Source organism: Acidisphaera sp. L21 (assembly GCF_009765685.1).
In the GTDB taxonomy this organism is placed as follows: domain Bacteria; phylum Pseudomonadota; class Alphaproteobacteria; order Acetobacterales; family Acetobacteraceae; genus LMUY01.
In genome coordinates, this window is the sequence record NZ_LMUY01000052.1 from 25,604 (window position 1) to 42,644 (window position 17,041).

Genomic DNA, 17,041 nt, shown 5'->3' on the forward strand with positions numbered 1-17,041 from the left:
GTTAAATGAAGCTGGTGTTGATGAACTCGTTCCAGTCCGGTTCCTTGTCCAGCAACTTGTCGTCGATCATCATCTGGGCCAGTGATTTCAAACCGCTTTGGAAGGCCGCGCCGCTATCGGCATTGAAGAACAGGTTCTTCGTGCTGGCCACCGCAATATCGCGATCCATGTTGAACTGCTTGATGGTGGTTTCCACTGCGATGGACGGGTCGGTGCGCATCTTCTCCGTCGCCGCCACGTGCGCCTTCACCAGCTTGCCCACCAGTTCCGGGTTCTTCTTCACATAACTGGTGCTGGCGACAAAGCCGAGGTTGGTCTTGCCCATGGGCGTATCGTACGGGACCCACAGCCGTGTGCCGAACTTGTTCATCTCGGCGAAGGTGGAATACGGCTCGAAACAGCAAATCGCGTCCACGTCGCCGCGGGCCAGCGGGGTGGGTTGGTCCTGGTTGTCCAGGAACACCAGTTCGACCTTATCCGTCAGCCCTTCCTGCCGCAGCTTCCAATTCAGGCTCACCAATCCGATGGAGCCGTTTTGCACGGCGATCTTTTTGCCTTTCAGTTGGGCGAAGCTGGTGATGCCGGGTTTGGCGATCATCATCCAGCCGCCGTCGCAGCCATTGGCCAACACCGTCATCGGCAAGCCTTTGGTCGCGACCTGCATCGTGGCCGACAGCCCGCCGTTGCCCACATCCACGCTGCCGGTCGCCACCGCCTGCATGCGCTGCACCAGGCTGGGGAAGCTGACGATTTCGGCGTCGATCCCCTGAGGCTTCAGCAGATCCGGCATCAGGAACATCGCGTTGGTGGTGGTGGTGAAGGCGGATCCGAGCTTCACCTTCTGCATCGACTGGCCAAGGGAGGCATGCGGAACGATCGCCGGGGCACACAGCAACCCGGCGGTGAAAAGGCGGCGTTTCATCAAGATGCGGCTCCCTGGCGACGTTGCCGTGCGCGAAGCAAGACGCGCGCCACGACGCCGCAACCAGCGGGCGGCTAAAACGCCGCCGCGTCGAACCCGTCCGGCAGCACGCCGCGTGGGCGGATCGCGTCATAGGCGGGCACGGGAATGTAGCGACCGCTGCCGGGCTTCGCCTGCACGACGCCGTCCTTCATCACCACCTGGCCGCGCAGGATGGTGGCGACGGGCCAGCCGGTCACCTCCTTGCCCTCGTACGGGGTGTAGTCGATCGCCTGCTGCATCAGCGCGTTGGTGATGGTGACTTTCTTCGCCGGGTCCCACAGCACCAGATCGGCGTCGGCACCCGGCGCGATCCGGCCCTTCGCCTGCAGGCCGAACAGCCAGGCGGGCTGCGTCGCCGTCAGCCGAACGAAGTCGCTGGGCGTGATGTGGCCGCCGGCCACGCCCTCGCTCCACAACAACGGCAGGCGCGCGGCCAGGCCGGGGACGCCGTTCGGGATCTTGGTGAACGGCGCATCGTCTCCCCCGGCCCGCTTGCCGCGCGCGCCGTCGTAGCACCAGCCGCTATGGTCGGAACTGATGACCTCCAGCGTGCGCAGGCGGATTGCCTCCCACAGCGCCGCAGTGCCGGCGGCGTCGCGTGGGGCGGGGCTGCACATGAACTTGGCGCCCTCGAACCCTGGCCGGTCCATGTCTTCGGCCGTCAGCACCAGATATTGCGGGCAGGTCTCGCCCCACACCTTTACGCCACGGCGCTGCGCCCGGGCGATCTCCTCCGCCGCCTGGCTGCCGGAAACGTGGAATACCTCGATCGGCGTGTCCACCAACTCGGCCAGGGCGATGGCGCGGTGCGTCGCCTCCCGCTCGACCACTTCGGGGCGGGACCAGGCGTGGTATTTCGCCGCGGTGCGGCCATCGGCCAGCAGCGCTTTCGAGCGCCATGCGATGGCGTCGTAATTCTCGCAGTGCACCGTCACCAGGCAGCCGAGCCGGCGGGCGGCGGACAGCACCTCCAGATACTCGCGATCGTCCAGGCGCAGCGGATCGTAGGTGAGGAACACCTTGAGGCTGCGCACGCCGCTGGCCACCAGTTCGGGCAGTTCGGTGCGGATCACCGCCTCGGTCGCGTCGGTGATGATCTGGTGGAACGCGTAATCCACCATCGCCCCCGCCGCCGCCCGGCGGCGATATTCCGCCAATGGGGCCAGCACGCCGCCGCCCTTGAACTGGGTGGAGAAGGTGACGACGCTGGTGGTCCCGCCCGCCAAGGCCGCGGTGCTGCCGGTGAGGAACGTCTCCTCGTCCGCGCCGCCGCCGTCCTGCAACTGTTCGATATGGCAGTGGCTGTCGACACCGCCGGGCATGACGAACAGGCCGGTCGCGTCGATTTCTGGGCCGCCCTCCAGGCGGTCGGCGATCGCGGCGATACGGCCGGCCCGGATGCCGATATCGGCGAGGAATTGGTCGGATGCGGTCACAACGGTGCCGCCGCGAACGATCAGATCAAACTCCGGCATGGTAGTGCTCCTCATCGAGACGAATAGACCTGCACGTAAGAAGCCCGGGGCGATACTGTCCAGCCATGATAGCGTCGCCAACCACATTGCTGTTCGACGAAGCGCTGTTGCCCGGCGGGTGGGCGCGGCAGGTGCGGCTGCATCTGGCCGCGGGACGGATCACTGCGGTGGAACCGGATGCGACGCCGGGCGCTGGCGAGCCGCGCCACCAGATTGGGCTGCCCGGCCTGCCCAATCTGCACAGCCACGCGTTCCAACGCGCCATGGCCGGGCTGACGGAGACGCGCGGGCCGGCGGCCGATAGCTTCTGGACATGGCGGGAGGTGATGTACCGCTTTCTGGGCCGCATGACGCCCGACGACGTGCAGGCGGTGGCCGCGCAGGCCTATGCCGAGATGTTGGAGGGCGGGTTCACTCACGTGGGCGAGTTTCATTACTTGCACCACCAACCGGACGGCAGCACCTATGCCGAGCCGGCCGAAATGGCCGTCCGCATCGCCGCCGCGGCTGCGCAAACCTGCATCGGGCTGACGTTGCTGCCGGTGTTCTACGCCCATGGCGGATTTGGCGGGGCCGATCCGTCGCCGGGGCAGCGCCGGTTCCTGAACGATCTGGACGGGTTCGCCCGCCTGCTGGCGGGCAGCCAAAGCGCGGTCGCGGCGTTGCCGGGTGCGGTGGTGGGGATCGCCCCGCACTCGCTGCGCGCCGCCACGCCGGGCGAACTGGCCGAACTTGCGGCCATCGCACCGGGCACGCCGCTGCACATCCACGTCGCCGAGCAGACGAGGGAGGTGGAGGACTGCCTGGCGTGGAGCGGCCAACGCCCGGTGGAGTGGCTGCTAGACCACACGGCGGTCGACGGGCGCTGGTGCTTGATCCACGCCACCCACATGACGGAGATCGAGGTCACGCGCCTGGCCACTACGGGGGCCGTGGCAGGATTGTGCCCGGTGACGGAGGCCAATTTGGGCGATGGCGTGTTCCCCGGCGTGTCGTGGCAGCAAGCCGGGGGCCGCATTGGCGTCGGGACCGACAGCAACGTGCTGATCGGCGCCGCGGACGAACTGCGGGAGATGGAATATGCGCAGCGGTTGACCGGGCGCGCCCGTAACGTGTTGGCGGGGGTGGAGGGCGTGTCCACGGGCCGTGCTTTGTTTGACGCGGCTTTGAGCGGGGGCGCCCGGGCTATGGGCTGCGAGCAGCCCATCCTGCGAGTGGGTGCGCCGGCTGACATTGTTGCGCTGGATGCAGACCATCCGGCGTTGATGGAACGGCATGGCGACGCGCTGTTGAATGGCTGGATCTTTGCCGCCAACCGGCCAGCAGTTCGTTCCGTCTGGATGCACGGGCAGCAGGTGGTGGCGGATGGCCGCCATATCGACCGCACCGCCATTACCAATCGATTCCGACAGACCTTACGGACACTTCTCGGCAATTAGGATCTACCATGCTCCCATCGCAGCGCCATCTGTTCGACATCCCGCGGGACGTCGCCTATTTTAACAACGGGTCCTACACGCCCCTGCCCCGCAGCGTGCGGGAGGCCGGCGAGGCAGGCGTGGCGGTAAAAAGCATGCCGTGGCTGATGGACCATGACGCCATTGCCCAACGGGTGGAGGCGGTGCGCACCGCGGCCGCCGGGTTCATTGGTGCGTCACCAGACGACATGGCGATCATCCACTCCGCCGCGTACGGCGTCGCCACTGCGGCGGCCAATTTGGACATCACCGCCGACACCCGAATTTTGCTGATCGAGGGTGAGTTCCCCTCCCAGTCCTTGGAATGGGCGCGCCGGGCGGAACTGACGGGGGCCATGATCGACCTGGTGCCGCGGCCGGACGATGGCGATTGGACGGCGGCGCTGCTGCAACGCATCGAGCAACCCGGCCTACCACCGGTGGGTATCGCGGCGTTGACGCCGCTGGTCTGGACCGACGGCACGCTGATCGACATCGAGCGATTGGCGCCGGCGCTGCGACAGCAGGGTGCCGCGATCATCATCGATGCGACCCAGGCCGCCGGCGTGCTGTCGTTGGACGTAACGCGATTGGGGGCAGATTATTTGGTGTTCCCGACGTATAAGTGGCTGCTCGGGCCTTACACGCTCGCCTTCATGTACGTGGCACCGGCGCGGCAAAATGGAACGCCGCTGGAGCAATACGGCACGAACCGTATCGACGGTGGCGACCCGTTTGCTGGGCACTTAGGCGCGTCCATCCCCACTGCCCGCCGGTTCGACATGGGCCAGCGCAACAATCCCGTCAGCCTGCCAATGGGATTGGCCGGGATGGAGTTGCTGCATCAATGGGGCACCGGGCCACTTGGCGAACGGCTGCGCGCCACCACCGACGGGATGGCAGAGCACGCGGAGATACGCGGGTTTCGCGCAATTCCCCGCCCGTTGCGGGCGCCTCATATACTGGGGCTGCGAACCCCGCCAGGGCTGGAAGCATCGGTAGTCGTGCCAGCCTTGGCAGCACGCGGCGTGCACGTGGCCGAACGGGGCGGCAACATCCGTATCGGCGCGCATGCGTATAACGACGACGAGGACGTCGCCCGCTTCGCCGACGCGATCGCTAGTTTCGCTTAGGGAGATCCAAATGGCCCTGGCGAGGTTCTCCCCGCCAGGGCCGCTTGTAGCTTAGTTCGGCACGAGCACCGAGCTGACGACGTGGATCACGCCGTTGGACTGCATCACGTTCGGAATGGTGACTTCCGCCACGCCGCTCTTGGCGCCTGAGATGTAGATCTTCGAGCCTTCCATGCTGACGGTCAGCGGCTCACCCTGCACGGTCTTCAGCATCGCCTTGCCATGCCCGGCCTTGATCATCTTCATCAGGTCCATCGCGGTCAACCGGCCCGGAACGACGTGGTAGGTCAACACCGCCACCAACATCGCCTTGTTTTCCGGCTTCAGCAGCGTATCCACCGTGCCCGGCGGCAGCTTGTCGAACGCCGCATTGGTTGGCGCGAACACGGTGAACGGGCCGGGGCCGGACAGCGTATCCACCAGCCCGGCCGCCTTCACCGCCGCGACCAGTGTCGTGTGGTCCTTCGAGTTGACGGCGTTCTCGATGATGTTCTTGGTCGGATACATTGGTGCGCCACCAACGGTCACCGGGCCAGGCGCCATGATGGGCGTCTTCGACGAGGAGGTTGCCGTCGCCGCCATCACCGGCGTCAACGCGGTCGATACGGCAAGCGCCGCCAGCAGCAGCGCCGTCGAGCGAATCAGTTGCATCTTGGTGTTTCCCTTGGAGATCCCGCGCCCTTGCGGAGCCTGTGGTGATCTTACGGGCCGACAACCGAAGCAGATGCGCGGCCACCCACTAAAGTTTTAACCTTCTCGCAGCCTATGCGTCTTTCGATCGCAGGAACCGGTCGAACGCGGCAAGCGTGCCGTCGGAGACGTGATGCTCGATCCCCTCGGCATCGGCCTCGGCGTCCTCCATCGACACGCCAAGCGCCACCAACAACCGCACCACCACGCGATGCCGGGCCCGCACGCGATCGGCCAAGGCCTGCCCGGCCTCCGTTAGGAACACGCCCCGATATGGCAACGCGGTGGCCAGGCCCTCACGCTTCAGCCGGGCGATGGTCTTGATGGCGGTGGCATGCGCGACACCCATGCGCCGAGCAATATCCACCGTTCGGGCCTCCCCGCCCGAGGCCAGCAGGTCGGCGATCAACTCGGCATAATCCTCCAGCAGGATTGCCGACCGGGCCTGGCGGGCGCGGTCGAACCGGTGCGCCTGCGCCGGCTCCTGCGGCATGTCACGCTTCATCGTCACGGGCATACCGCCACCTTCGCCCGCACCCGGTGTCCCGGCGCGCGCCTCAGCCGACCGGACGCCCGGGGCAAACCACAGGCAGGCAGCGCGTGATGCACCGTGCTGTGATGCCTTGGTCGCAAAGCCTGGTCAACTTGCCACTTGTGAGCCAAGGCAAGACCTCGTAGCTATGGCTACACTTCTAAGCCATGACCAACAGCCATACCGAACGACGGGGGTAGGATTGAGCGAGGCGCGGGCAACCCACTCGATGAGCGACCGTGCAACGGTCGCCATTCGCGACGCCTTGGCCGGTCGCCGCCGCGGGCCGCTAGCGATGTTACCGCTGGCCGGTCCGGCGTTCATCTGCTCGGTCGCGTATATGGATCCGGGCAATTTCGCGACGAACATCCAGGCCGGGGCGCGCTACAACTACTCGCTGCTATGGGTGGTGGTGCTGGCAAACATCGTCGCGATGCTGTTCCAAAGCCTGTCGGCCAAGCTGGGCATCGTCACCAACCGAAACCTGGCGGAACTGTGCCGCCTGCATTTCCCGCGTCCGGTGGTGATGGGCATGTGGATCGGCAGCGAAGTCGCCGCGATGGCGACCGATCTGGCGGAATTCCTGGGCGGTGCGATCGGCCTGGCGCTGCTGTTCGGCCTGCCGCTGATCTGGGGCATGGCGATTACCGCAGTCATCACCTTCGGCATTCTCGCCTTTCAACGCGGCGGCTTTCGCCCGATCGAGCTAATTATCGGCGCATTGGTCGGCGTGATCAGCCTCAGCTACCTGGTGGAACTGTTCCTGGCGCCGCCGGACTGGCACGCCGCGCTGGTCGGTAGCGTGGTGCCCCGGCTGCAGGACGGCGATGCGCTGATGCTGTCGATCGGCATCATCGGCGCCACTGTCATGCCCCACGCCATCTACCTGCATTCCAGCCTCACGCAGGACCGCGCCCCAGCAAGGGACGACGGCGAACGGCGCCTACTGGTGCGCTATTCCAATATCGAGGTGGTCGTTGCGCTGACGATCGCCGGGTTGGTGAACGTGGCGATGGTGATGATGGCCGCCACCGCCTTCCACCAAGGGCACGCCGACGTAGCGGAGATTGAGACGGCGTACCACACCCTGGTGCCGCTATTCGGCGTGGGGGCGGCTGCCGTGTTCATGCTGTCGCTGATCGCCTCCGGCATGTCGAGTTCGGCCGTGGGCACAATGGCCGGCCAGGTGATCATGCAGGGCTTCGTCGGCTTCCGAATCCCGATCTGGGTGCGTCGCCTGGTGACGATGCTGCCCGCTTTCGCCGTGGTCGCCTGGGGCGTGAACGCGACGGAGGCCCTGGTGCTGAGCCAGGTGGTGTTGAGCCTGCTTCTGCCTTTGCCGATGGTGGCGCTTCTGCTGCTGGTCCGCCGCCCCGACATCATGGGCCATTTCACCAGCGGCCCGGCGGTGCGCACGGCCGCGGCGGTGTCAACCGTGCTGGTGGTGGCGCTGAACCTGCTGCTGGTGCTGCAGTTTTTCGGGGTGCCGATCCCTGGGTTGGCCGCCGGGTAGCGGGTGGTTCATTCCCGCCTTTGCAAAATTGTAGCACTGGCGCTAGAGGTTCGCCCGCAGGAGGGGTGCCGGAGTGGCCGATCGGGGCAGTCTCGAAAACTGTTGTGCGTGTAAGCGTACCGTGGGTTCGAATCCCACCCCCTCCGCCAGATGAGCATTCCGTACTAGGCCTGCGGTTACAGCATTACTGAAGTTGTTTTCGGCACAACCCGATGCATGCTGTCCACAGCGATGGTTATTGCAGGCTGGAGAGCGCGTCGGCCATGGCCGGCCTGGCGGATGGGTTGGGTTGCAGGCAAGCGTGCTGCACGGCGCGCAGCCCACGGGCCATCCCCCCAGTCGCCTCACACCGATCGAGCAACTCGCCGAGCAGCAATCCCCATGCGCGCATCTCAATGCGCTGTAGGGAAGCGGCTTGGCCCGGTGGCATGAATGACGCGGCACCGAAATCGGTCAGTACGCTGTCGCCGGCCGTGCCGTCCCATAGAATGTTATGGGCATACAGGTCACCGTGCGAGACGCCGCGGGCGTGCAGATGCGCCGTTGCCGAACCGACCCCACGGATGATCCGCAGAGCGGCGTCTGGATCGAGCGGTGTGGCCTCATCGTAGACGTCGCGGGTGCAGGATTCGAGGCTGGGTGGGCCAGCCAGCGGGCGCCAATGCGGCGGTAGCTTCTTCATCACCAGGCCACTCAGTTGCTGCGGATGATCCGTCACCTGGCCCAGGGCACTGCTCAGATTCGGATGCGCATCGGCGGCCAACAGAGCCGCCATTTCACGCTCCGGCAAGCCGTCGCTGGTCATCGTGCCCTTGAACAGCTTGAGCGCCACATCATGCCCAGCCGCTGGCCAATATGCCTGGTGCACCTGGCCGGACGCGCCCTCGCCCAGCATGGCGCCTAGCTCCAGTGCATCCCAGGCGATGGTCGTGGGGGCGCGGGCGGCAGCGCGGTCGAATGGATTGCCGGCCCAGGCCAGCCAAGCCAAATTCGGGAGATCGGGCAACCAGCCCGGTAGTGCGTCGAACGCGTTGGCCGACAGCCGCAGCAATTCGAGGCTCGCCGCCCCGCCAAGGCTTTCCGGCAAATTTCGAAGCCGGTTACCGGCCAACATCAGCTTTTGCAGCGCCGGCCGCCGGCCCAGGGCGTCTGGCAGATGCTCGATCCAATTATCCGTCAGGGTCAGCCAACGCAGCGCCGGCGGGAGCGCTTCGGTTGGCACCTCTCGCAGGCCCACGCCACGAAATCCGATCTGCGTAAGCGCCAGACAGTCCCCGAGGCTCGGTGGCAGGCGATCGAAGCGATTGCCGGAGCAGAAGAGCACGCGAAGACGGCGAAGACGGCCCAAATCGGCGGGTAGGCTGGTCAATGCGTTGCCGCTCAGATCCAGCATTTCCAACGTATCGGCCAAGCCGAATATCTCAGGTGGAAATTCGGTTAGCCCCGCCCTCAGGGTCAGCGTTCGCACGCCGGCCAGCGTGCCCTGCCGCAGCGCGTCCAACGTGGTGTCGATCGAAACAGCGTTTTCCATGCCGCCCAGTCTAGCGGGTTCGCTGCGCAGGTGCTGCACTCGCATCACGCTGCGACGCCCTGTTGGCGTCGCTCGCCGGGAATTAAGCCTCTGCGTTCACCGCGTGGCCATCACCCGGCGGCTCGGCCTGCGCATCCACGCCCGTGCCCACTTCGTCGGCGCACGCGGCGTTCAACAAAGCCTGATGCGCAGCCCTAGCCCGGGGATCACTCTCCAATGCCAAGTCTAATTCGGTCGGACGGATGCGATAACTGCTCATAATCGTTCCGGGTAAGCTACTGCAGATTGAATACCGCCAAACGTAACAATTTACAACTAATTGCCAGAGAATTAACACCGACCGTGACAATATGGCAACGTATGTGCGAGAGTTAAAGGCATGAGATAATTTTCAGTTCTATGTCTAAAAAAGATGTGGTTGTTGCTATCATGGTCCCCAAAGATCTCCCGGCACGAATGGCCCAGCGGTTGATCTTCACGCTCGGCGCTGCTGCAGAAGCAACAGCGATGCAGAACGCGCTTGATACCCGCGCCGTAGGCGATACCGAGGCGGAGCAATATTGGCTCAGCGTGTACGAGGCGCTGCAGATGGACCATGACGATAGAGGTTCGGCGGCCACCATGTGACCGAGCGCGTCTAGGCGGGTTCTGCCAGCAGGATCAACCGGCCTGGCTGCAGGTATTAGGGGAAGCCTTCTCACCTGCGTTCAGATTGCTCGTGGCCGGACCTTACATAGGGAAACGTTGTGCTCGCGACGGCCGGGACGAGAATGCGGCCGGAGTTTGGACTCCCCTAAGTAACCGGCAGCCTCACGCGCCGTAGCGCGCGCAAAACCGGGCGGGTGTGGCGTCGTTCACCCAGCAGGCCGGATCGGCTTTGCTGCGGATGTGGGCGCCCGGAAGGCTAATGTTGCGCTTGCCGAGATTGACGAAGCCGTATGTCTTGCCGGGTTCGTCAATGTTCGCGTTGGTCGTCGCCGGGCACACTGCGAGCATGGCCAGCAGAGCCGCGATGGCTGCAAACTTGATGTCGTCCTCCCCTGGCGTGAAATGTCTGGCATTGCGGCCAAATCACCGATACTGCCAGGTATGTCGAAGATCGCCCAAACGCCTTACACCGCGCTGGAGCGTCATGCGCCCGAGCGGGAGGACCTCTCCAACCTTGCCGACGTTTTAGGGTGGTTGGACGAGAATGCCAGCACCTATGCGTGGCAGCCAAGGCCAAAGAAGAAGGGCGCGCCTGAACAACCCGGCGGCCCATGTTTCGACCTGCATTTCGGCGACAAGAACGAGGCCGCCGTATTCAAGGCGCGATGGATCGGGGCAATGCACACGTTGGCGCGCCGCCTGTAGCGCGGGATCAAGCCCCAGCGCCAGGCGGCATGACCGAGACATGGGCCGACACCACCTTCCAGCCTACGTCATCAAACCGCACCCAGGTTTGGCTTTGCCGCCCGACCTGGTCACGGTCACGCACCTTGAACTCCAGGTTTACGGTAGCGAGGTCCCGCCCAATCGTCAGGATTTCCAGCCGAATACGCCGTTCCTTCGTACCCTTGCCGCCGGGGCGCACGGCGACGCGATGTGCGTGAATGGCGTCGAACCCGTAGCCGTTTTCCTGCAGGGCGTAGCGGATCGTGCAGGGGCTGTTCCAAAACGTGGCGTCCAACACGTCGACGTCACGGTCGATGAGGGCCTGCTCGTACCGTTCGAACAGCTTGGACACTTCGGCGACGATTTCGGGTAAGTTCAAGGCTGCGTCCATCATCGTCCCCGGGGCATTAGAAAAAGTCGTCACGGCGCATATCGCCGGCCGTACGCCCCAGCAGGTCTGGATCATCCGGACGTCGCCGCTGGCCGTAATGGTGCACCAGACATGCTGCCGCGCGCTCCAGCACGTTACGCGCCTGCTCGATCTCGGCAACCGAGGGAAGCTTCGGGGGGGCGACGCCGACAACCGGCCCGCGATATTCCGCTAGGGCTGGGTCGCGGTGAACTGCATCCAGCAGGCGACCCACACTGTTCACATTGGCGATCTTCCAGCGAAGATCATCACGCTCTTCCGAGTCACGAAAAGGGAGAACCATGCCCGTCAGATCGCCCCGCTCAACCCGGTGGGGCGGGCTGTCTGGGAAATCAGATCGGTGCGCTCGCACCAAGGACGGGATCGGGCTAATTTCGCGTTTGTGGCGCGTGGCTCGAAAGGACAGGTTTCCAACATGACGGCGATCCCAGTCTTAATGCTTAAGCCGATACCGGAAATCATTCACGATTGCCACCCAGACGCAAACCGTTCGTTTTAACCGCTACGACAAGGTAGATTGGTGACATGACCCTAGCCGCAAGCGCAAAACGAGGTCTATTTGATCAATCTGCCGGCGAAATTGTGTCGCCGACACCATTACGGGCCGCGATCACTGCGCATACTCGCGCGCCGGAACCTGAATGTGTCGCCGCACTTGTTGCGGCCGCAACACAACCTGCGAATGTCGTGCAACAATCCCAGGCGACCGCGCGTCGATTGATCGAGGCCTTGCGCGGCAAGGGAACCAAGGGCGCCGTGCAAGGCCTGGTGCGCGAATACGATCTTTCCAGCCAGGAAGGCATCGCGCTGATGTGCCTGGCCGAGGCATTGCTGCGCATCCCAGACATGGCAACCCGCGATGCGCTGATCCGGGATAAGATCGCCGATGGCGACTGGCGTGCGCATGTCGGCCGATCCCCTTCCCTGTTCGTCAACGCCGCGACATGGGGGCTGGTGGTGACGGGGCGGCTGGTCGGTTCGGTCGACGAAACCGGGCTGGCCGCAGCGCTGAACCGGCTGATCGCACGCGGCGGCGAACCGGTGATCCGCCGTGGCGTGGACATGGCGATGCGGATGATGGGGGAGCAATTCGTTACCGGCCAAACCATCGACGAGGCGCTGGTAAACAGCCGCCGGTTGGAGGCGAAGGGCTACCAGTATTCCTACGACATGTTGGGCGAGGCGGCGACGACCGCAGCGGACGCGGCGCGATACTACCACGACTACGAAGCCGCGATCCACGCCATCGGCAAGGAAGCCGCCGGGCGCGGCGTGTATGACGGACCGGGGATTTCGGTGAAGCTGTCGGCCTTGCACCCGCGGTACACTCGGTTACAACGCGATCGCGTGATGACGGAATTGCTGCCCCGTCTGCAGGCGCTCACCCTACTGGCGCGGCGCAACGACATCGGCCTCAACATCGATGCGGAGGAAGCGGACCGGCTGGAACCATCGCTGGATCTGCTGGAGGCATTGTGTCTGGACCCGGAATTGTCCGGCTGGAACGGCATCGGCTTCGTCGTGCAGGCGTATCAGAAGCGCGCGCCTTTCGTCTTGGACTGGGTGATCGACCTGGCGCGCCGCAGCGGGCATCGGCTGATGATCCGGCTGGTGAAGGGCGCGTATTGGGATAGCGAGATCAAGCGCGCGCAGTTGGACGGACTGGCGGATTTTCCGGTCTTCACGCGCAAGTTGCATACGGATGTATCTTACTTGGCCTGTGCCAAGAAATTACTCGCGGCGCCCGATGCGGTGTTCCCGCAATTCGCAACCCATAATGCCTACACCGTCGCGGCGATCCACAGCATGGCGGGCGAGGCATTCACGCCGGGTGACTATGAATTCCAATGCCTGCACGGCATGGGTGAGCCGCTATACGACGAGGTTGTCGGGCATAATCGGCTGAACCGTCCGGCGCGCATCTATGCGCCTGTTGGCACGCATGAAACGCTGCTGGCGTACTTGGTACGGCGACTGTTGGAAAACGGCGCCAACTCCTCCTTCGTCAACCGCATCCAGGACCAGTCCTTTTCAGTGGCTGAACTGTCTGCCGACCCCGTGGCGTTGGCGGCGTCGTCACACCCAGTCGGGGCGCCGCATCCGCGAATTCGCCTGCCGCGCGATCTGTTCATGCCGGAGCGGCCAAATTCAGCCGGGATGGATCTGACGGACGAGGATCAACTGCGCCGGCTGGTGGCACCGCTGTCGGAGTCCGCCAGCCATCCGTGGACCGCCGGGCCCAATGCCTCGACGGAAATCCGCAACCCAGCAGACCATCGCGACCTGGTCGGCTATGTCGCGGAGGTGACGCCGCAGCAAGCATGGGTCGCGATCGGGCGAGCCGCCGCCGCGGCGGCTGCGTGGCAGACCATGCCACCGGACCGGCGCGCCGCCATCCTGATGCGGGCTGCCGACGCGATGCAGGCGGCAATGCCCTCCTTGCTCGGCCTGTTGGCGCGGGAGGCCGGCAAGTCCCTGTCCAATGGCATTTCCGAGGTGCGGGAGGCGGTGGATTTCCTGCGCTACTATGCCGCGCAAGTTCGCGACGGGTTCGACAATGCAACCCATCGCGCGCTGGGGCCGGTGGTCTGCATCAGCCCGTGGAATTTCCCGCTGGCGATCTTCACCGGCCAGGTGGCGGCGGCGTTGGCGGCGGGCAACACCGTCCTGGCCAAACCGGCGGAGCAGACGCCGCTGGTCGCGGCCCAGGCGGTCGCGCTGTTGCACGGGGCGGGGGTGCCGAACGATGTGTTGCAGTTGCTGCCGGGCCAGGGCGAACTCGGCGCGGCGCTGGTGGCGGATGCCCGCGTGCGCGGCGTGCTGTTCACCGGGTCTACCGACGTGGCGCGGCACATCCAGCAACAGCTAGCGCTGCGGCTGAACCCGAATGGCGCGCCGGTGCCGCTGGTCGCCGAAACCGGCGGGCAGAACGGGTTGATCGTCGACAGCTCCGCTCTGGCGGAACAGGTGGTGGCGGACGTGTTGGTGTCCGCGTTCGACAGCGCCGGGCAGCGATGCAGCGCGCTGCGCGTGTTGTGCCTGCAGGACGACATCGCCGATCGCACGCTGGCGATGCTGAAAGGGGCGCTGGCGGAGTTGTCGGTTGGCAATCCGGACCGCCTGTCCACCGATATCGGCCCGGTGATCGATGCAGAGGCGCGGAACGGCATTCTGGCGCATATCGCCACGATGCGGGCGGCCGGGCGGCCGGTGCACCAGGCGCCGCTGCCGCTGGGTTGCGAGTACGGCACGTTCGTCGCGCCGACCATCATCGAACTCGACAGCCTGGCGACGTTGCAACGAGAAGTGTTCGGCCCGGTGCTGCATGTGCTGCGATTCCGGCGCGATGGGTTGGATGGGATGATCGACGCCATCAACGCCACTGGCTACGGCCTCACCTTCGGCATCCACACCCGCATCGATGAGACCATTGCGCGTGTGGTGGCGCGGGCCACTGCGGGCAATATCTACGTCAACCGCAACCTGATCGGCGCCGTCGTGGGGGTGCAGCCTTTTGGCGGCCATGGTCTGTCCGGCACCGGGCCGAAGGCGGGCGGCCCGCTCTACCTCCGGCGGCTACTGGCAGGTCGGCCCGGCGGGTGGGTGCCGTCTGAGGTGGCAAACATGCTGCCGGGCCCGGTTGGCGAGGCCAATTTGTATCGGACGCAGCCACGCGGCACGGTGCTTTGCCTCGCCGACACGCAGGAGGCGTTGTTGCGCCAAATCGACGCCGTGCGCGCCACCGGCAACCGCGCCGTCGTATCGCCGGGTCTGCTGAGCTCGCCGGTTGCGGGGGTCGTCGAGCAAGCAGAGTGGCAGGCAGCGAACTTCCAGGCGGTTCTCTTCCAGGGGGACGCGGCGACGTTGCTGGCCCTGGCGCGGGATGTCGCAGGCCGCCCCGGCCCGATCGCGCAGATCCATGTAGCAGGGCCAGACGGCGCTTATCCGCTGGAATGGCTGGTGCAGGAACGCAGCGTCAGCACCAACACGACGGCCGCGGGCGGCAATGCCAACCTGATGATGATCGGCTAGTCCGCCGGACGCTGCCGAACGAGGTAGCGCTGCCGACCCTCCAGCACCAGCACGCCCTTCTGGTTGTGCACCGTGCTGGCGAGGCCGACGACGCCGGTGGTGCGGTTGGGGGTTCGTTCATCCAGCGTCAGCGTGGGATACAGCGTATCGCCGACGAAGACGGGGGCACGGAACTGCGACGATTGCTCCAGGAAGGCGACCAGGCTGCCCTCCACCATGAAGGGGAAGGTGCCGGCGCCGGCGGCGGTCTGGATCAGCACCTGGAAGCCGTGGGCCAGCATGTGCGGCATGCCGTGGCGGCGGCAGTATTCCACGTCGTAATGCACCGGGTGGTTGTCGCCACTGGCGGCCTGGAAGGCGAGGAACAGCGCCTCCGTCATGGTGCGGCTGGGGATGACGAAGCGCTCGCCAAGGGCGAAATCCTCGAACCAGCGCGTGTCGTAACGGCGGTGCTCCGCCGGGTCGAAGGGTGCGGTCACGTGCGGCGTTCCCTGTGTTTGACGCCAGTCTAGCAGACCGGTTTGACGCCGGGCATCCACCCCGCCATACGCGATCCATCGAAGGAGGGTCGCCTTGGCCGCGAAGTCCGTATTGGTCGTGGGGGCCGGGGTGATCGGCCTGGCAATCGCCTATCACCTGCTGCGCGAGGGCGCCCAGGTCACCATCGTCGACCGCGACCCGGCGGGCGACAAGGCGTCATTCGGCAATGCCGGGGGGATCGCCGTCACCGACGTGGTGCCCGCCGCCGCACCCGGTGTGGGTTGGAAGATCCCGCGCTGGCTGCTGGATCCGCTGGGGCCGCTTGCCATCCGGCCGGCGCATGCGCCACGCCTGGTGGGGTGGGGCATGCGGTTCATCCGCTCTGCCAGCGGGTCTGAACTGGCGCGGATCACCCAGGCGTTGGCGGCGCTGAATGGCCGGGTGTACGAGGATCTTCACCCGATGCTGGCGGCCACCGGGCTGGCCGGCGAAATCCATCAGCGCGGCGCGCTCAGCATCTACGAGAGCGAGGCCGGGTTCCGTCAGGCTGCCGGGGAATGGGCCGCCAAGCGGGCATATGGCGTCGCCACCCAAACCCTGACCCGCGCCGAGATGCTGGAGATGGAGCCGGCGCTGGGACCAATCGCGCAGATCGGCGTGTTTGCCCCGCAATGGTCCAACGTCACCGACCCGAAGCGCATCGTGGACGGGCTGCGTGGGTGGCTGCTGGCACAAGGCGCCACCATCGTCACGGGTGCGGTGCAGACGGTCGTGGGCGGCGACCAGCCGTCGGTACGCTGCGCCGATGGCCGCATATTCGTGGCGGAGGCGCTGGTGGTGGCCACCGGGGCGTGGTCCGCCACGCTCGCCCGGCAGCTTGGCGACAAGGTGCTGCTGGAGAGCGAGCGCGGCTACAACCGCACCATCCCGCAGCCCGGCATCACGCTCGGGCGGCAGTTGATCTTTGCCGAGCGCAGCTTCGTCGCCTCCCCATTGAGCTGCGGCCTGCGGATCGGCGGCGCGGCGGAGTTCGGCGGGTTGAATGCGGTCGCCAACTACAAACGCTCTGCCGCACTGGTGACGCTGGCGACGCTGTATCTGCCCGGCCTGCGGAACGAGGGCGGCACGGACTGGGCGGGGCACCGCCCGACCACGCCGGACAGCCTGCCAGTGATCGGCGCCTCGGCGGCCCATCGCCGGGTGGTCTACGCGTTCGGCCACGGCCATCTGGGCCTGACGCAGGCGGCGACGACCGGGCGCCTGGTGGCAGACCTGGTGCAGGATCGCCCGGCGCCGATCGACATGGCGCCCTACGGGATCACCCGCTTCGCCTAGTGCCGCAACGGGTTCTAATATATCACCGGGTCTGCGCGCCGCCTCGGAAGACTTCCATGCCAGTGAACAGTTTCCAGTGACCAATTCCACTCCGC

Annotated in this window: 16 protein-coding genes and 1 tRNA gene; 8 read left to right on the forward strand and 9 right to left on the reverse strand. The window is 65.6% G+C overall.

Annotation, left to right across the window (positions count from 1 at the left end; translation table 11 throughout):
• Window position 1: 1 nt before the first annotated feature.
• Window positions 2-922 carry an ABC transporter substrate-binding protein gene (locus tag GSQ76_RS11250; protein WP_158744006.1) on the reverse strand — a complete coding sequence of 307 codons (921 nt, stop codon included), beginning with the start codon at window positions 920-922 and terminating at the stop codon, window positions 2-4.
• A gap of 74 nt (window positions 923-996) precedes the next feature.
• Window positions 997-2,439, reverse strand: coding sequence for a dihydropyrimidinase (hydA, locus tag GSQ76_RS11255; protein WP_158744007.1), 1,443 nt, complete (start codon window positions 2,437-2,439; stop codon window positions 997-999).
• Between the two features lie 65 nt (window positions 2,440-2,504).
• Between hydA and GSQ76_RS11260 the strand changes: the two genes are divergently transcribed.
• Together GSQ76_RS11260 and GSQ76_RS11265 are read left to right on the forward strand one after the other, a co-directional pair.
• Window positions 2,505-3,878: a formimidoylglutamate deiminase gene (locus tag GSQ76_RS11260; RefSeq protein WP_158744008.1), complete on the forward strand. Its 1,374-nt coding sequence runs from the start codon at window positions 2,505-2,507 to the stop codon at window positions 3,876-3,878.
• 8 nt (window positions 3,879-3,886) lie between these two features.
• Window positions 3,887-5,029, forward strand: coding sequence for an aminotransferase class V-fold PLP-dependent enzyme (locus GSQ76_RS11265; protein ID WP_158744009.1), 1,143 nt, complete (start codon window positions 3,887-3,889; stop codon window positions 5,027-5,029).
• Window positions 5,030-5,080: 51 nt separating this feature from the next.
• Here the strand turns inward: GSQ76_RS11265 and GSQ76_RS11270 are convergent, their stop codons facing one another.
• Both GSQ76_RS11270 and mntR read right to left on the reverse strand, forming a co-directional pair.
• Entirely contained in the window at window positions 5,081-5,680 is a 600-nt protein-coding gene (locus tag GSQ76_RS11270; protein ID WP_174247324.1) for a fasciclin domain-containing protein, read from the reverse strand.
• 112 nt (window positions 5,681-5,792) lie between these two features.
• Window positions 5,793-6,236, reverse strand: coding sequence for a manganese-binding transcriptional regulator MntR (mntR, locus tag GSQ76_RS11275; RefSeq protein ID WP_216850999.1), 444 nt, complete (start codon window positions 6,234-6,236; stop codon window positions 5,793-5,795).
• 244 nt (window positions 6,237-6,480) lie between these two features.
• On the opposite strand from mntR, the gene GSQ76_RS11280 reads away from it, so the two are divergent.
• Together GSQ76_RS11280 and GSQ76_RS11285 are read left to right on the forward strand one after the other, a co-directional pair.
• Window positions 6,481-7,764, forward strand: coding sequence for an Nramp family divalent metal transporter (locus GSQ76_RS11280; protein WP_216851000.1), 1,284 nt, complete (start codon window positions 6,481-6,483; stop codon window positions 7,762-7,764).
• A gap of 59 nt (window positions 7,765-7,823) precedes the next feature.
• Window positions 7,824-7,913, forward strand: a tRNA-Ser gene (locus GSQ76_RS11285).
• A gap of 86 nt (window positions 7,914-7,999) precedes the next feature.
• Here the strand turns inward: GSQ76_RS11285 and GSQ76_RS11290 are convergent.
• Complete coding sequence (locus tag GSQ76_RS11290) at window positions 8,000-9,340, reverse strand: leucine-rich repeat-containing protein kinase family protein (RefSeq protein ID WP_254070364.1); 1,341 nt, start codon at window positions 9,338-9,340, stop codon at window positions 8,000-8,002.
• Window positions 9,341-9,694: 354 nt separating this feature from the next.
• Between GSQ76_RS11290 and GSQ76_RS11295 the strand changes: the two genes are divergently transcribed.
• Window positions 9,695-9,922, forward strand: coding sequence for a hypothetical protein (locus tag GSQ76_RS11295; RefSeq protein ID WP_158744011.1), 228 nt, complete (start codon window positions 9,695-9,697; stop codon window positions 9,920-9,922).
• A 183-nt stretch (window positions 9,923-10,105) separates the two neighbouring features.
• Here GSQ76_RS11295 and GSQ76_RS11300 read toward each other — a convergent pair whose 3' ends face one another.
• Complete coding sequence (locus tag GSQ76_RS11300; protein WP_158744012.1) at window positions 10,106-10,291, reverse strand: hypothetical protein; 186 nt, start codon at window positions 10,289-10,291, stop codon at window positions 10,106-10,108.
• Between the two features lie 93 nt (window positions 10,292-10,384).
• Here GSQ76_RS11300 and GSQ76_RS11305 point away from each other — a divergent pair, with 93 nt between their 5' ends.
• Window positions 10,385-10,648: a hypothetical protein gene (locus tag GSQ76_RS11305; protein WP_158744013.1), complete on the forward strand. Its 264-nt coding sequence runs from the start codon at window positions 10,385-10,387 to the stop codon at window positions 10,646-10,648.
• A gap of 7 nt (window positions 10,649-10,655) precedes the next feature.
• On the opposite strand, the gene hpxZ is transcribed toward GSQ76_RS11305, so the two are convergent.
• Both hpxZ and GSQ76_RS11315 read right to left on the reverse strand, forming a co-directional pair.
• A complete protein-coding gene (gene hpxZ, locus GSQ76_RS11310) occupies window positions 10,656-11,048 on the reverse strand; it encodes an oxalurate catabolism protein HpxZ (protein ID WP_254070360.1) in 393 nt (130 codons plus the stop codon).
• A gap of 28 nt (window positions 11,049-11,076) precedes the next feature.
• Window positions 11,077-11,382 (reverse strand): hypothetical protein, encoded by a 306-nt coding sequence (locus GSQ76_RS11315; RefSeq protein ID WP_158744014.1) that lies wholly within the window; start codon window positions 11,380-11,382, stop codon window positions 11,077-11,079.
• A gap of 242 nt (window positions 11,383-11,624) precedes the next feature.
• Here GSQ76_RS11315 and putA point away from each other — a divergent pair, with 242 nt between their 5' ends.
• A complete protein-coding gene (gene putA, locus GSQ76_RS11320) occupies window positions 11,625-15,131 on the forward strand; it encodes a trifunctional transcriptional regulator/proline dehydrogenase/L-glutamate gamma-semialdehyde dehydrogenase (protein WP_158744015.1) in 3,507 nt (1,168 codons plus the stop codon).
• Here the strand turns inward: putA and GSQ76_RS11325 are convergent.
• Window positions 15,128-15,610 (reverse strand): MaoC family dehydratase, encoded by a 483-nt coding sequence (locus GSQ76_RS11325; protein ID WP_254070361.1) that lies wholly within the window; start codon window positions 15,608-15,610, stop codon window positions 15,128-15,130. The genes putA and GSQ76_RS11325 overlap by 4 nt on opposite strands.
• Window positions 15,611-15,704: 94 nt before the next feature.
• Here GSQ76_RS11325 and GSQ76_RS11330 point away from each other — a divergent pair, with 94 nt between their 5' ends.
• Window positions 15,705-16,946 (forward strand): FAD-binding oxidoreductase, encoded by a 1,242-nt coding sequence (locus tag GSQ76_RS11330; RefSeq protein ID WP_158744016.1) that lies wholly within the window; start codon window positions 15,705-15,707, stop codon window positions 16,944-16,946.
• Window positions 16,947-17,041: the final 95 nt, after the last annotated feature.